Genomic DNA, 13,732 nt, shown 5'->3' on the forward strand with positions numbered 1-13,732 from the left:
CCGGGCGGCGGCCGGGTCAGGCAGCCGCGGCCGCGCTCAGCCGCGCGCAGCCAGGGCGTGCATGCCGGACTCCACCCGGTCCAGCCAGGAGCGGACGCTGCGCACGGCCTGCGGGGTCCGGGGGTAGCGCGCCCTGAGGTGCAGGCCGCTGTCGTTGACGATGAACCAGACCATCACCCCGTCGTCGCGGACGACGGCGGAGACATAGCGCGGGTCCGCGCCCACCGGCAGCGCGGGCAGTCGCCGGGTGTCGAGCCAGGAGATCGCGAACATCCCCGGGGCGGCACGCATGCCGCCGTACGGCGCGAGGATCGGCGCCAGCGGGTACGAGCCCAGCGCGATCGCCTCCCGGACGGCCCTCGCGCAGGCGGCGGGATCCGGATCGTCGGACTCGATCACCGAGTTGGTGATGTACCAGCCCACCGAGTTCCGCCACCGCTCCTCGTGCCGGCTGTGGACGGGGAAGACCGCGCGCAGGCCGGTTCCGGCCAGCTCGAGCGTCGCCTGGGTGAGCACCGACACCGCCAGCGAGATGGTCCGCACACCCCTCTGCCCGGCGACGTCGGCGAACCGGGCCGCCTGGTCGGCATCCAGCAGGTCGCGCACGTCCACCATGCTGTCGCCCACGAAGTCGGGATCCCCGAGCGACAGCGGGAACTTCGGCATCACGCCGGCTTCGGCGTCCAGGATCTCCGCCCAGCGCTGGTGCACCTCCGGCGGCGCCGGCGGCATGGCCTCGAGCGCGGCGGTGTGCTCGGCGAAGCCTGCCGCCGGTGGCAGTCCCGTTCCGGGGGGTCGCCCGGCGCGCAGGTCGGCGAGGCAGGCGAAGAGGTCCTCCAGCACGATCACGAACGACCACATGTCGATGTGGGCGTGGTCGGCGCCGACGATCACCAGCGGACGCGGGTCGGGCTCGGAGGCCGACGGCAGCATCACGGCGAGGCGGTGGGACGGCACCTCGAACGGGGCGCAGGCCTGGTCGAACAGCCGTCGCAGCACCGCGCGCGGCTCGTCCCCCTCCGGAACCGGGTGCTCCGTCCAGCGCCCGGGGGTGAGGGTGATCTCGTGGAGCTGCAGCCGCCCGTCCCGCGCGTGGGAGAACGCCGTGGAGAAGGTCGCGTGCCGCTGCAGGACGGCGAACCATGACGCGGCCAGGTCGTCCAGTCCGGTGCCGTCGGGGAGCCGGGCCGAGACCGCCATCCAGGAACCCGGCCGCTGGCCGAGGCCGACGTGGCGGCCCTGGTCGAAGGAGACCGGCAGTTCACGGCCGCGCCCTGGAGCCGGCAGCACCGCACAACTGAGCAGTCTGCCTTGTGGGAGCGCCATCCGCGCGACGTTCGTCAGCCGCATGACGCCCTACCCTAGGAGGCACGTGCGACCGCTGTGTTACGGAGGATCCTTGCCCGCGCTGGATGTCGACCACGCCACACTCGTCTACGAGCTCGCCGGCGCCGAGGGACCGCTGGTGGTGCAATTGCACGGGCTCACCTCCTGCCGCGCCAGGGACGCCGCCCTCGGCCTCGACCTGGGCCGCGCGCTGCGCGACCACCGGATCCTGCGCTACGACGCCCGCGGCCACGGCGAGTCCACGGGGAAGGCCGACCCCGCCGCCTACACCTGGCCGGCCCTGGCCACCGACCTGCTCGCGATCATCGATCGGCTCTCCCCCGGTGAGCCCGTGCACGGCGTCGGCACCTCGATGGGCTCCGCCACCCTGCTGCACGCCGCCGTCCGGGCGCCGCACCGGTTTGCCAGCCTCACCCTGGTCGTGCCGCCGACCGCGTGGGAGACCCGCAGGCAGAAGGCCGACGCATACCTGGGAAACGCCGCCCTGGTCGAACGCGACGGGGTGGACGCCTTCGTCGAGCTCGGCAGCACGACCCCCGACCCGCCGGCGCTCGCCGATGCGCCGCTCAGCCGGCCGAGTGTCACCGAGGCGCTGCTGCCCAGCGTGCTGCGCGGCGCCGCCGCGTCCAATCTCCCACCGCTGCAGACGCTGGCCGAGATCGACGTGCCGACCCTGATCCTGGCCTGGGCGGACGACCCGGCCCACCCACTGCGGACGGCCGAGTTGCTTCACCAGGCGATCAAGGGCAGCCGGCGGATCGTCGCCCGGACGCCCTACGGGATCATGGCCTGGCCCGCGCTCTTCGCCGATCACGTGGCCGCGGCCGAACACCAACAGGCGGGGGTCGTTCCGCAGGCGAGCTGATCCGCCGCCCGCCGGACCGGCGAGCGTTCAGCCCTCCCGCCAGCCCTCGATGAATCCCGCGCCGAGGACATGGCCGGCCAGGTGCGGCAGGAGGTCGGCCAGGCCGTCGGCCTCGGCGTCGAAGCGCCGGTTGAGTGCGTACAGGTGGAAGCCGTAGCGGTGCGGCCCGTGGTTCGGCAGCGGCCGCGGACCGTGGTAGCCGGAACGACCGAACCGGTCCGGCAGGAAGCGGACGCCGGGCGCGCCGGGCTGGAGCGCACCCTCGGCGAAGCCCTGCACGCCAGCCTCGACCAGCGCGGCGAGGTGGATGACGGGTCGTCGCAGGGGCACGTCCACGTCCTCGACGACCAGGAGCAGCTCGCCGGTACCGGCCGGCAGCGTGCCCCACGCCAGCGCCGGGGACACGTCGTCACCGAGTGGAGCGCCGCAGCACCGTAGCGGTATCTCGGTGCCGGGTTCGAAGGTCGCGCTGGCGAGGTCGATCCGCTGCCCTGCGCTCAGCTCCGGAGCGGTCCGGACGCTGTACTCCAACCCGGCGCGGCGGTGTCGGAGCAGCCGTCCCAGTAGCGGGCCGAGGAGCACCAGCAGGCGCGGCCGGTCGTCCGCGCTCATGGCCGTCCCCCTGGCTGCGCCAGCGAGCGGTCGGCGACGACGAGCACGAGGAATCCGGCGGCGGCGACCGCCATGGCGGCGGCGAGTTCGTGCAGGCCACCGTGGGTGAGCGCGAGCCCGTTCACCGAGGCCGCGGCGATCGCACCCAGGTACATGAACGTCCGCAGCAGCCCGGCCGAGGAGGCGATCCGCTCCGGTACCGCCTGCCGGTAGAGCGCGTTCTGGTTGGCCAGATTGGCCAGCCCCTGCGGAATGCCGACCAGCCCCGCGACCAGGCCGAGCAGCCAGACCGGCGAGGAGGGGTCGACCACCAGCAGCAGGCCGGCGGCGGCCAACTGGCACACCGCGCTGACCACGAGCTTGCCGCGAACCTGCTCGCGGCGTCCGGTCAGGGCGGTGACGGCGACCGCCGCGAGAAAGGTGGGCAGGAGCAGCAGGCCCGCCTGGACCGGGGTCAGCCCGTAGCCGGACTGCAGCCAGCCGGTGACGCCGTACAGGAACATGTAGGCGGTCACGGCGGACAGGAACGTCCGCAGGTAGGTGGCCAGCAGCGCACGGTTGCCGACGAGAACCCGGACGTCGATGAACGGCGCGGCCCGACGCCACTCCCACAGCCAGAAGCCCGCACCGGCCGCGATCGCGACCAGGAGCTGCCACCAGACGGGGTCCGCCAGGTCCATCAGGAAGACCAGCGCGGCGACCAGCGTCGCCGCGAACAGGCCCATCCCGGTCAGGTCGAGGTCGAGCCGGCGGCGCCCGTCCCCCGGTTCGGCGGGCTCGTCGCGGGGAAGGAAGAGCCAGCTCAGCACCGCGCACGCGAGCGCCAACGGCAGGTTGACGCTGAAGACCACCCGCCAGCCGCCCCAGGCCAGCAGCACGCCGCCGAGGGTGGGACCGAGAACGGCGATGGTCTGGTTCGCCACGGTGAGCACGGCCAGGGGCCCGGCGGGACTCTCCCTGCCGGTGCGGCGCGCCTCCCTGCGGATCAGGTTCATCGCGGACGGGTAGCCCGCGCAGGTGCCGAAGCCGAGCAGGACGCGGGACACGACGAGCGCGGCCAGGGAAGGGGCGAGCGCACCGATCAGGCCGGCGGCGGCGGTGAACGCCGCCCCGATCAGGAAGACCCGGCGCGGCCCGAAGATGTCCACCAGGCGCCCGGTCACCGGCTGGCCGATCGAGGTGGCGAGGTACAGCGCGGACACCAGCCAGGCCGTCTGGGTGGCCGGCGCCCCGAACGCGACGCCGATCGGCACCAGCGCGACCGCCATCATCGAGGAGTTGACCGGGTTCAGGATCGAGCCCAGCACCATCGGCGGATAGAGCCGCCGGTCGAAGGTGACCGCCGGCGCCTCGAAGTCCCGGGTCGGCGCGGTCACCGGCGTCCGATCCGGTCGAGCAGGTCGAGCGCGGTCACGATGGTGTCGAGCTCTGCGTCGTCGAGCCGCTCCAGCACCTCGACGAGCCATTCCTCCCGCGCTTTCCGGTTTCCCGCGTACCGCTCGCGCCCGGCGTCGGTGAGTGCGAGCAGCAGTCGCCGGCCGTCGTGGGGATCCGAACTGCGGTGCAGGTAGCCCCGCTGTTCGAGGACGCTCACCTTGGCCCCCATCGACTGGCCGGTGATGCCCTCGCGAGCGGCCAGCTGGCTGGCCGTCGCCGGGCCGTGCTTGCCGAGCTCGGTCAGCACGGCCACCTCGGACGGGCTGAGGTCCTCGCCCGGGGCGAACTCTCGCAGGCGCCGGCGGAGCCGGCTGACCACCACTCTCAGCTGCTGGGCGGCCAGGACCGCCTTGTCGGTTCGCTGTCGCTCGGGTGAGGTCACGCTCCCACCGTAGATTGGTAAGGCTGAACTGACAAGTTCAGACTTACTTTCGTACTCCTCGCGCCGCCCCCGGGCGGCCCGCCGGCACTCAGCGGACGGCCAGGGCCACCCGTTCTCCGGGGCCGACCACGAGCTCGCGTCCGCTCGGCGCGAGGTAGCGACGCTGGTAGTCCGCCTCGCCCACATCCTCGACCAGGTGCAGGCCGGCGTTCCCGACGAAGCCGGCGACCTCGGCGCGATCGAGGCCGAACAGCCACGGCTCGGAGGCGTCGAAGCCGGGGAACCCACCGGTGGGCCGCTGCTCCCCGCGCGCCGCGACCAGCGCGCGCGAGACGTAGGTGAACACGAGCGCGCTTCCCGCGGCGAACCCGGCGACGGCCGCCAGGGTCGAGCGCACCGCCGCCTCGCCGAGGTACTGCGTGACGCCCTCGCAGACGAACAGGGTCGGCGAGGCGCAGTCCACCCCGGCGTCGCGCAACGTGTCGCCGAGCCCGGGCAGGCCGAGGTCGGCGGCGACGAACCGGACATCGCCCGCCATCACGGGGACACCGCGCAGGTGCCGCCGCTTGCGCCGCTGGATGACCGGCAGGTCGACCTCGAAGACCGTCGCCGTGGCCAGTTCCGGCAACCGGTAGGCCCGGGTGTCGAGGCCCGCGCCCAGGATCACCACCTGGGTGACGCCTTCGGTCGCCGCGGCGACGACGACGTCGTCGATGTAGCGGGTTCGCATGACCTGCCCGCCGTAGGTGCCGGGCGGCCAGGAGGCCAGCACCTGGTCGAGCAGCGGACGCGCCTGCGCGATCGCCACCAGCATCGGATCCAGGAGCCGCGCCACGACCGGGTCGTCGAACTGTCGCAGGCCGGGCGGCTGGCGCTGCTCGGCCAGCCGGCACAGGGCCGCGCCGCCGGCCGTCCGGCTCACTCCCGTGACCACGGATGCCATCCAAACACATCGTCGGTGGAGGCGGGGCAGGATCACGCGGGTTGACCCGGAGTGTGCTCCAGGAGTGAGACTGGTGACATGACCTCCGGGTTCACCATCGCCGAGGCGGCCGTCGCGTCCGGGCTCAGCGTCGACACGCTCCGCTTCTACGAGAAGGACGGCCTGCTGCTGCGGCCCGTCCCACGCACGGGGACCGGGCACCGGCGCTACGGCCCCGAAGACCTGCGCTGGATCGACATGGTGAACCGGCTGAGGGCGACCGGTATGCCGATCCGGGACGTCCGTCGCTACGCGGCGCTGGTGCGGGCCGGCACAGGCAACGAGGTCGAGCGGCTCGCCCTGCTCCGGCAGCACCGGCAGCGGGTGCTGGCCCAACTCGCGGAGGTCACCGACCACCTGGGTGCGATCGACCGCAAGATCGGCATCTACGAGAATGCGGTGGGGCTTGACCTGGAGCGCGCTCCAGGCGCTGAAGTGGTGTCATGATCACGACTCGCACCCTTGGCACCGCCTCTCCGCTCACCGTCTCGGCCCTCGGGCTGGGCTGCATGGGCATGTCCGAGTTCTACGGCTCCACCGACGACCAGCAGGGCATCTCGACGATCCGTCGTGCGCTCGACCTCGGGGTCACCTTCCTCGACACGGCGGACATGTACGGACCGTTCGTGAACGAGGAACTGGTGGGACGCGCGATCGCCGGCCGCCGCGACGAGGTGCAACTGGCCACCAAGTTCGGCAACGAGCGGCTCGCCGACGGCACCCGGGTCGGGATCAACGGCCGGCCGGAGTACGTCCGGCGGGCCTGCGATGCGTCGCTGCAGCGGCTCGGCGTCGACCACATCGACCTGTACTACCAGCACCGGGTGGATCCGTCGGTGCCGATCGAGGACACCGTCGCGGCCATGGCCGGGCTGGTCGAGGCAGGCAAGGTGCTCCATCTCGGCCTGTCCGAGGCGTCGGCGGCGACGGTCAGGCGCGCGCACGCCGTCCATCCGATCACCGCGCTGGAGACCGAGTACTCCCTGTTCACGCGCGACCTGGAGGACGAGATCCTGCCGACGATCCGGGAGCTCGGCATCGGCCTGGTTCCCTACTCGCCGTTGGGCCGGGGGATCCTCACCGGAGCGGTCACGCCGGATTCGCTGGAGGCCGGTGACAGCCGTGCGACCCCGTACTTCCCCCGGCTGAACGGGGACGCGCTGCAGGCCAACCTGGTCCTGGTCGACCGGGTCCGCGCGCTGGCAGCGGCCAAGGGATGCACGCCGGGCCAGCTCGCTCTGGCCTGGGTGCTCGCCCAGGGCGAGGACGTCGTCCCGATCCCGGGGACCAAGCGCGTGCGCTACCTGGAGGAGAACGTCGGTGCGCTGGACGTCAGCCTGACCGAGGCCGACCTGGCCGCGCTCGCCGAGGCCGTCCCGCGGGACGCGGTGGTGGGCGCCCGTTACGGCGACATGAGCCACATCGACGCCTGAGCGGGGCGCGCCGGTCGTCCGCGTGGCGGGCGGCCGGTCAGTCGCCGAGTGCGGCGAGGAAGGTGCCGCTGGGGGCGAAGAAGGTGGTGCCGGTCCGCGGAACGGAGAAGTCGAGGATGCGGTCGTGGCTGCCCGGCGGGTCGCCGACGAACATCCGTTCGAGCATCTTCTCGATCACCCACAGGTGCCGGGAGTAACCGATGAAATAGGTGCCGAACTCGCCGTGGCCGGGACGCCCGAAGGGCATGTTGTCGCGGACGATGTCGTGCTCGCCGGCCTCGTCGGTGATGGTGCTGAGCGTCTTGTGGGACTTCTGGGCGGGCCCCTCGGCGTCGGGCAGTTCGACGTTGTCGAACTTGCGGCGTCCGATGATCGCCTCCTGCTGCTCGGTGCTCAGCGCCTGCCACGCCCCGAGGTCGTGGGTGTAGCGCTGGACCACGACGTAGCTGCCGCCGGCGAACTCTGCGTCCTCGTCGCCGACCAGGATGGTGGCGGGGAGTGCGGGTCCGACCGGGTTGGCGGTGCCGTCGACGAAGCCGAGCAGGTCACGGGCGTCGAAGTAGCGGAAACCGAAGGTCTCCTCGACGACCGTCACGGCGTCGCCGAGCCCTGCGAGGAGGAGCCGCTCGAACTCGAAGCACAGGTCGGTGAAGTCGGCGCGGATGTGGAACAGCAGGTCGCCGGGTGTGGCGGGGGCGGTGTGCCGGTCGCCGACCACGGGGACGAACGGGTGCAGGTCGGCCGGTGGCGCGTGCCCGGTGACCCGCTCGAACGCGGCGTGCCCGATCGCGGCCGTGCAGGTGAGGGAGGCGTGCATGTCGCGGAAGGCGACGGTCTTGACCAGGTCGTCCAGCCCGGCGAGCGTGTCGCGTACGGCCGCCGCGGCCTGTGCGCCGTCGTTCACGGTGACGACCAGGAAGACGGCCGACCGCGTGAGCGGCACGTCGATGCGCTGCGGCTCCGCCGGCAGCGGGGACGGTGAATCGGTGCTCGCCATGCGCCGACCATAGTCCCGGGACCGCGTCGCCGTTCGGGGTGCCCGCCGGAAGCGACGACAGCCGGCCGCGCGCAGGACTGCGGCCGGGCGTGCCGTCAGGCGAGCGGGAGGGTGAGCGTGGCGACCAGCCCGTCGTGGTCGCTGGCGCCGGTCTCGTGCTCCCTGCCGTTGCCGCGGACGTCGATGCCCCGCACGAAGATCGCGTCCAGGTGCTGTTCCCCGTCCTTGTCGTAGGTGTCGACGTTCGGCGTGGCGACGTCGTACCCGGCCGCCGTGACCTGTGCGCGGGCGTTGCTCGACCAGTCGCCGCCCACCATCACGCGCCGATGGCCGGACAGCTTCTCCAGGACCTTCTTGATGTCGGCCCGCTTGCCGGCGTCGGCGGCGGCCTTCGAGGCGAAAGCCGCCCTGGGACGGATGTGCACGGCGGCCGCGACGAAGCTGGTGCCGTTCTTCCTGCTGGTCAACTCGGTGGCGATCATGCCGTGGTAGGCGGTGCCGAGGTCGACCTCGATGCGCTCGCCGTGGTCGTACTTGTCGGGGTTCCAGAAGATGCCCAGCGTCTTGTAGGCCCACACCTTGAAGCCGTTCGCCTCGCAGATGGAGTTCCGGGCGGCTTCGTCGACCTCCTGGCCGGCGAGCACGGAGCACCGCAGCGACTCGTCCACGAACAGGGCGTTGGGTCCCGGCGCACCGCCCCCGAAGTGCCGCAGTTCGGCGTTGTAGGTCGCGGCCCTGAAGTCGACGGGGCCCGCAGGGTCGCGGGGCGGGTCCGGCACCATCGTGCGGGCCGGCGCGCCCGGGGCCGGGTAGTCGGCGCCGAGCAGTGCCGTCCACGTGACCTGCCCGGCCTCGCCGTCGTCGTCCAGCCCGGCCGACACCTGGAAAGCCCGGACGGTCGCGAAACCGAGTGTCGCCAGTCGGGCCGCGAGGTCGGCGGCCCGGTGCTGGTCGAGGCCGGGGTTGTACTCGAAGTGCCAGCGCTCGGACGGCACCGAGCGCCGGAACCCGAACTCGTGCGCGCGCAGGCGCTCACCGGCGGCGGGCTTGTGGGACCCGTCCCCGCCCTCGCTGAGCCAGGAGTGCGCCGGACTCGGCTCGTACCCGCCGGCGGCACCGGTGGTGTGGGTGTCGAAGGCGCGGGCGTCGATGTGCGGGGCGTGCCAGGACGGTGCGGCGGCCACGACCCCGTGGTGGTGGAGGTAGGCGTCGTACAGCGCCGCCTGTTCGTCCCAGGTGCGCTGGAACACGTCCACCCCACCCGTGGGCAGGCCCGCGCCGACGGCCCGCAGGTAGGCGGCGGCGACGTCGCCGCGAAGCACATGACCGGCTGTGTCGACGGGGAAGGTGCGCGGGGCGGTGTCGTCCGTACCGGACATGGTGGCCTCCTGGATGCTCGTCCTGCCCTTGTTGAGGACCGTACGCGTCGTCAGATACATCGGCGACGGAGGGCCGCTCACGGCTGGCGCAACCCACCTCCAGGGGTGGTGGCGGGAGAGACCGGCGTCCGCGAGGCACCGGCGCCGTGTCGGCCGGCCACGGATCCGGGTGAGCTCGCCCGCTCCGCGACGATGGGCTCCGCCTTGGCCGTGGTGAGCGACCCCGACGGTGCGCCGGCTGCGACGGACGGTGTCGCCGCCGGCCCGGGCGTCGGCGTCGCGGGCGTGCCGAAGGCCAGGACGCAGCCGGCGGCCAGCGGCAGCATCGCGGCGAGGGCGATGTGGGAGCTCACAGGACAAGCCTTCCACCGGCCTCGTCGCTCGATGAAGTCCCCACCCGGGCGACCGGCCCCGGTGCACGGGCACCGGTCCGGCCCCGCCCCGCCCGTTCCCCGGAGCCGGACGGACGCGAAGGGGCCACACTGGGTGGCATGAGGAGTGCGGACGATCGGGACTGGCCGCCGACGGCGGAGGCGCTGATGCGTTCCCGGTTCGACGCGTTCCGCGACGGCGACGCGGCGTGGCTGCTGGCGTCCTGGCACGCGTCCACCAGACCGGCGTCACTCGACCTTGACGACAACCCCGTGTGGCGCCGCCTCCAGATCGTCGACGCAGTGGCCGGCGGACCGGACGACCGGACCGGCATCGTCGAGTTCCGCGCCACCTATCTGCGTCCCGAGGGTGGCGTCGGCGTCCAGCACGAACGCTCCCGATTCGTCCGCGAAGGCGGACGCTGGTACTACCTCGACGGCGCCTGAACGGCCGGGCCGTGCTAGTCCACGGGCCAGCGGTCAGCAGTCAGCTTGCGCAATGACATCCTTGCGCAATGGTTGGGTTGTCCGTAGAGTCATGCCGTGCCCACAGCGACGGAACTCGACAAGGATCTGGACGCGGCCTTCGATGCCCTGGCCGATCGAACCCGCCGTGCGATCATCGGTCGGCTCACGCAGGGCGAGGCCACCGTCAGTGAGCTTGCCGAGCCGTTCGACCTCACCCATCAGGCCGTGTCGCGTCACGTCGGCATCCTCCGCAGCCGTGGCCTGATCCACCAGCGGGTGGACGGCCAACGCCGTCCGTGCCGGCTGAACATCGAGCGGATGCAGGAGTTGGCCGACTGGATTCTCGAGCGACGGCGAGAGTGGGAGTCGCGGCTCGACCGGCTCGAGGACCACCTGGCGTCGATCCAGGAGGAACGATGACGACGCAGACGACCCTGGCCGGCGACGAGCTGATCGCGACCAGGTATCTCGATGCCGTCCCGGCGCTGGTCTGGACGGTGTTCACGACCCCGCAGCACCTGGCGGCCTTCTGGGGCGGCGACCACGCCGTGGTCCGCGCCGACTCGGTCACGGTCGACCTGCGGGTCGGCGGGAGCTTCCATCTGGAGACCGTGGGAGTGGACGGCTGCAGCTACCCGTTGCGCTTCCGGTACGAGGCCATCGACCCGCCGCGGCTCCTGACCTTCAGTTCACCGGACACGGGGCTCCTGACGCAGGTGCGGCTCGAGCCGACCGGCGCCGGGACGACCGTGACGATCCACCAGCGGCGGCTGCCACCGGACCTGCAGACCGAGCAGGCCCGCACCGGCCTGACCGGGATCCTCGAACACCTCGCGACCCTCGTCGCGACGCTCTCCGGACGACGACGGTGAGTGATCGACAGCGGGCCGTTCACCGCTACCTGGACGGTTTCCGGCGCGGCGACCACGAGGCGATCCTCGCCCTCCTGACCGAGGATGTGGTGTGGAGGATCCACGGACTGCGCACCACACGCGGCAAGCTCGAGTTCGACAGCGAGATCGCGAATCCCGCCTTCGAGGGCAGCCCCGTGCTCGATGTCGAACGCACGATCGAGGCCGACGACGTCGTCGTGGTCACCGGGATCGGCCAGGGACGCCACCGCGAAGCCGGCAGTTTTCGCTTCGCCTACAACGACCTGTTCACCTTCAGGGACGACCTGATCGCCCAGATCGACTCCTACGTCGTTCCACTGGGCTGACCCGCACTCCACCTCCGCCGACACCACCGGTTCTCGCCGAGAGGCGCCCTGATCACGGGGCTCCGGCGCGCACAGGGCCGGGTCGCGCGCCAGGGGTGCCGTCGGGCCGCTCTGCGGCCGGATCGCGCCAGGTCCGCCCTGGGGGGAGCCGTCCCCCGGGCGAGCCTGGAGCGGGGTCCGGGAAGGTCATCGTCCTAGCCTTGGAACATGACGACGTACTCGAGGTATCGCCGGGCGATCGCGGAGGGTGGATCCGTCGAACGGATGGCGTTCTTCAGCGATGCCGTCTTCGCCATCGCCATGACCCTGCTGATCATCGAGGTCCGCGCCCCCGAGGCGGCGCCCGGAGAGTTGACGGACGCCCTCCTCACCCTGGCCCCGGAGTATCTCACCTTCGCCCTCAGCTTCGCCGTCGTCAGCCTGGTCTGGCTCGCTCACGTCCGCAAGGTGTCCACCCTGGTCGGCTACGACCAGAACCTGCTGCGCCTGAACCTGCTGATGCTGCTGTTCGTCGCCTCGATCCCCCTGCCGACCGCGATCCTTGGCCGCTACGGCGACGAGACCCCCGCGGTGGTGCTCTACGCCGTCGCCGTCGCCGCTACCGGCCTCGCCCTGGCTGCGCTCTGGATCTACGCCTGGCGTCGCGGCTTCGTCCGCGATGACATCACCGTCCAGGTCTTCCGCTACGTGCTCGTACAGTCCTTCCCGGTCCCGGGGGTCTTCCTGCTCTCGATCCCGGTCGCGCTGCTCGCCGGACCCACCGCGGCCAAGTTCAGCTGGATCGCCGCACTCCCGGTGTCGCTGATCATCACCCGGCTCTACCGTCACCGCGGGCCGGTGGCCGAACAGGAGACGCAGGGGTCGTGAGGCGACACCGCCACCCGGTCTTCGTCATTCTCGCCTCGCGCCGCGCAGGATCGGGCGAACCGTGCCGGCCCCCCGCGCTCAGCAGAAGTAGCGCTGGGCCGCCACGCCGCCGCACGGCACTCTTTTCGGCATGAGCAACTTCGCCGTGGTGTGCGCGTCCGGCAGCTTTCGGGACCGTCTTGCCGGCCACGAGGGGGTGACCCACTTCGGCCATCGATGGACCGACGGCGGGGTCGACGTCGCGGCCGGCCTCACCGGTGCTCACGTCCTGCACCTGGCCGTCGCCGTCTGCGTCCTCAACGACCTCTACCGCGAGGCGCAGGATTGCGGCATTCCGGTCGACGGCGTCAGGGTCGAAGCCGAGGGCGAGTTCGACGAGGACTGGTCCTCGACCGGGATCACCTACCGCGTGGACGTCGACTCCCCCGCCGACCTCGCGCGCGTCGAGGACCTGATCGCACTGGTCGACCAGATCGCGGAGATCCCCCGCGCGATCAGGGCGGGCGCCGCTGTCACTCGCACGGCGTGACTCCGGGACCGCAACCCCTGCCCGCGTTACGCGTGACGCGGATCTTCACCCCGAGAGTCCGCTTGTCGGGGTCTGCCGGCGACCCGCGGACCGGGTTCGTCCGCGCCCGATCTTGGGAGCTGCGGACGACGGGCGCCGCATCGTCTCAGATGATCTCGGTCTGGACGTCGCTGCCCGCAAGCAGAAACCGCAGATCCTCGGGGTCCGACGTGAGCACCACCACGGGCAGCGGCAGGGTGAGGGCTGTAGCGGCCACCACCGAGTCGACCGTCAGGTCTCGCTGCTTGCGCCGGGACGCGATGGCGATCGCCCGCAACTGGCCCGCGCGATACCCGATGTCCGGGTGGACGTCGATGAGCCGGACCGCCTTGACGGCCCGACGGACGGCAACGTCCCGAGCGGTGCCATCGGTGACCTCCGCCAGCGTCACGCAGGAGGCGTAGATGACGGAGTCGCTGCGCTTGGCGAAGGTGGCCCACGCCTGCATGCTGCGCTCGTCCTGAGCGAGCGCGGACAAGGCCTCCGCGTCAAGGAGGATCGAGTGCGGCCGGACGATCATCCCGCGAGCCGGGCGAAGATCGCAGCGACCTCGTCCTCGTCGACCGGCCCATGCTCGGCCTCCATCCGGGCCAGGGCATCATCCAGCGCGTCACGTTCGAGCTGACGGGCCACCGCCGCGGCGACGTACCCGGAGAACCCACGCGCGCCCACCCGCGAGCGCACAGACTCGGACGTGGTCGCCGGCATCGACACCGAGTGCTTCTCGACTCCCTGAGCTGAGGCCATGCCCTGATCCTACTAGAAGTAGGAATGCAAGCCGACGTGGCCCCAGTCCGACCCGCCG

19 protein-coding genes are annotated in these 13,732 nt (G+C 72.0%); 9 read left to right on the forward strand and 10 right to left on the reverse strand.

The genetic code is table 11. The annotated features are described in order from the left end of the window. Nucleotides 1-36: 36 nt before the first annotated feature. Entirely contained in the window at nt 37-1,350 is a 1,314-nt protein-coding gene (locus QM633_RS07360) for a peptide synthetase (protein ID WP_415153092.1), read from the reverse strand. Between the two features lie 49 nt (nt 1,351-1,399). Between QM633_RS07360 and QM633_RS07365 the strand changes: the two genes are divergently transcribed. Next, entirely contained in the window at nt 1,400-2,212 is an 813-nt protein-coding gene (locus QM633_RS07365; RefSeq protein ID WP_415153093.1) for an alpha/beta fold hydrolase, read from the forward strand. Between the two features lie 27 nt (nt 2,213-2,239). Here QM633_RS07365 and QM633_RS07370 read toward each other — a convergent pair whose 3' ends face one another. From QM633_RS07370 to QM633_RS07385, 4 genes are all read right to left on the reverse strand, one after another. Next, nucleotides 2,240-2,824 (reverse strand): YbhB/YbcL family Raf kinase inhibitor-like protein, encoded by a 585-nt coding sequence (locus QM633_RS07370; protein WP_415153094.1) that lies wholly within the window; start codon nt 2,822-2,824, stop codon nt 2,240-2,242. Further along, a complete protein-coding gene (locus QM633_RS07375) occupies nt 2,821-4,200 on the reverse strand; it encodes an MFS transporter (RefSeq protein WP_415153095.1) in 1,380 nt (459 codons plus the stop codon). Before QM633_RS07375 ends, QM633_RS07370 begins: the two co-directional genes overlap by 4 nt. Then, the gene (locus tag QM633_RS07380; RefSeq protein WP_415153096.1) at nt 4,197-4,643 is read right to left on the reverse strand and encodes a MarR family winged helix-turn-helix transcriptional regulator; all 447 of its coding nucleotides are present in this window, start codon (nt 4,641-4,643) and stop codon (nt 4,197-4,199) included. Before QM633_RS07380 ends, QM633_RS07375 begins: the two co-directional genes overlap by 4 nt. Before the next feature lie 88 nt (nt 4,644-4,731). Beyond that, nucleotides 4,732-5,586 carry a class I SAM-dependent methyltransferase gene (locus QM633_RS07385; RefSeq protein WP_415153097.1) on the reverse strand — a complete coding sequence of 285 codons (855 nt, stop codon included), beginning with the start codon at nt 5,584-5,586 and terminating at the stop codon, nt 4,732-4,734. Between the two features lie 78 nt (nt 5,587-5,664). Between QM633_RS07385 and QM633_RS07390 the strand changes: the two genes are divergently transcribed. Together QM633_RS07390 and QM633_RS07395 are read left to right on the forward strand one after the other, a co-directional pair. Continuing rightward, a complete protein-coding gene (locus tag QM633_RS07390; RefSeq protein WP_415153098.1) occupies nt 5,665-6,072 on the forward strand; it encodes a MerR family transcriptional regulator in 408 nt (135 codons plus the stop codon). Then, entirely contained in the window at nt 6,069-7,058 is a 990-nt protein-coding gene (locus QM633_RS07395; protein ID WP_415153099.1) for an aldo/keto reductase, read from the forward strand. Before QM633_RS07390 ends, QM633_RS07395 begins: the two co-directional genes overlap by 4 nt. A gap of 37 nt (nt 7,059-7,095) precedes the next feature. Here the strand turns inward: QM633_RS07395 and QM633_RS07400 are convergent, their stop codons facing one another. The 3 genes from QM633_RS07400 to QM633_RS07410 form a co-directional block, all read right to left on the reverse strand. Next, a complete protein-coding gene (locus tag QM633_RS07400) occupies nt 7,096-8,055 on the reverse strand; it encodes a Dyp-type peroxidase (protein WP_415153100.1) in 960 nt (319 codons plus the stop codon). A gap of 95 nt (nt 8,056-8,150) precedes the next feature. Further along, nucleotides 8,151-9,434 (reverse strand): hypothetical protein, encoded by a 1,284-nt coding sequence (locus QM633_RS07405; protein ID WP_415153101.1) that lies wholly within the window; start codon nt 9,432-9,434, stop codon nt 8,151-8,153. Between the two features lie 77 nt (nt 9,435-9,511). Then, nucleotides 9,512-9,787, reverse strand: coding sequence for a hypothetical protein (locus QM633_RS07410; protein WP_415153102.1), 276 nt, complete (start codon nt 9,785-9,787; stop codon nt 9,512-9,514). A gap of 138 nt (nt 9,788-9,925) precedes the next feature. Here QM633_RS07410 and QM633_RS07415 point away from each other — a divergent pair, with 138 nt between their 5' ends. The 6 genes from QM633_RS07415 to QM633_RS07440 all read left to right on the forward strand — a co-directional run bounded on the left by QM633_RS07415 (nt 9,926) and on the right by QM633_RS07440 (nt 12,888). Continuing rightward, nucleotides 9,926-10,252, forward strand: a complete 327-nt coding sequence (locus tag QM633_RS07415; RefSeq protein WP_415153103.1) for a YchJ family protein — start codon at nt 9,926-9,928, stop codon at nt 10,250-10,252. 96 nt (nt 10,253-10,348) lie between these two features. Continuing rightward, on the forward strand, nt 10,349-10,693 hold the full coding sequence (locus tag QM633_RS07420; protein ID WP_415153104.1) for an ArsR/SmtB family transcription factor: 345 nt from the start codon (nt 10,349-10,351) through the stop codon (nt 10,691-10,693). Then, on the forward strand, nt 10,690-11,145 hold the full coding sequence (locus QM633_RS07425; protein ID WP_415153105.1) for an SRPBCC family protein: 456 nt from the start codon (nt 10,690-10,692) through the stop codon (nt 11,143-11,145). The genes QM633_RS07420 and QM633_RS07425 overlap by 4 nt, the downstream gene beginning before the upstream one ends. Further along, nucleotides 11,142-11,492 (forward strand): nuclear transport factor 2 family protein, encoded by a 351-nt coding sequence (locus tag QM633_RS07430; RefSeq protein ID WP_415153106.1) that lies wholly within the window; start codon nt 11,142-11,144, stop codon nt 11,490-11,492. The genes QM633_RS07425 and QM633_RS07430 overlap by 4 nt, the downstream gene beginning before the upstream one ends. 207 nt (nt 11,493-11,699) lie before the next feature. Next, nucleotides 11,700-12,359 carry a TMEM175 family protein gene (locus tag QM633_RS07435; protein ID WP_415153107.1) on the forward strand — a complete coding sequence of 220 codons (660 nt, stop codon included), beginning with the start codon at nt 11,700-11,702 and terminating at the stop codon, nt 12,357-12,359. Nucleotides 12,360-12,489: 130 nt separating this feature from the next. Then, nucleotides 12,490-12,888 carry an OsmC family protein gene (locus tag QM633_RS07440; RefSeq protein WP_415153108.1) on the forward strand — a complete coding sequence of 133 codons (399 nt, stop codon included), beginning with the start codon at nt 12,490-12,492 and terminating at the stop codon, nt 12,886-12,888. A 145-nt stretch (nt 12,889-13,033) separates the two neighbouring features. On the opposite strand, the gene QM633_RS07445 is transcribed toward QM633_RS07440, so the two are convergent. Beyond that, complete coding sequence (locus tag QM633_RS07445) at nt 13,034-13,447, reverse strand: type II toxin-antitoxin system VapC family toxin (RefSeq protein WP_415153109.1); 414 nt, start codon at nt 13,445-13,447, stop codon at nt 13,034-13,036. Next, entirely contained in the window at nt 13,444-13,674 is a 231-nt protein-coding gene (locus QM633_RS07450; protein WP_415153110.1) for a hypothetical protein, read from the reverse strand. The genes QM633_RS07445 and QM633_RS07450 overlap by 4 nt, the downstream gene beginning before the upstream one ends. Nucleotides 13,675-13,732 lie beyond the last annotated feature (58 nt).

Source organism: Propionicimonas sp. (assembly GCF_047606205.1).
Lineage (GTDB): Bacteria > Actinomycetota > Actinomycetes > Propionibacteriales > Propionibacteriaceae > Propionicimonas.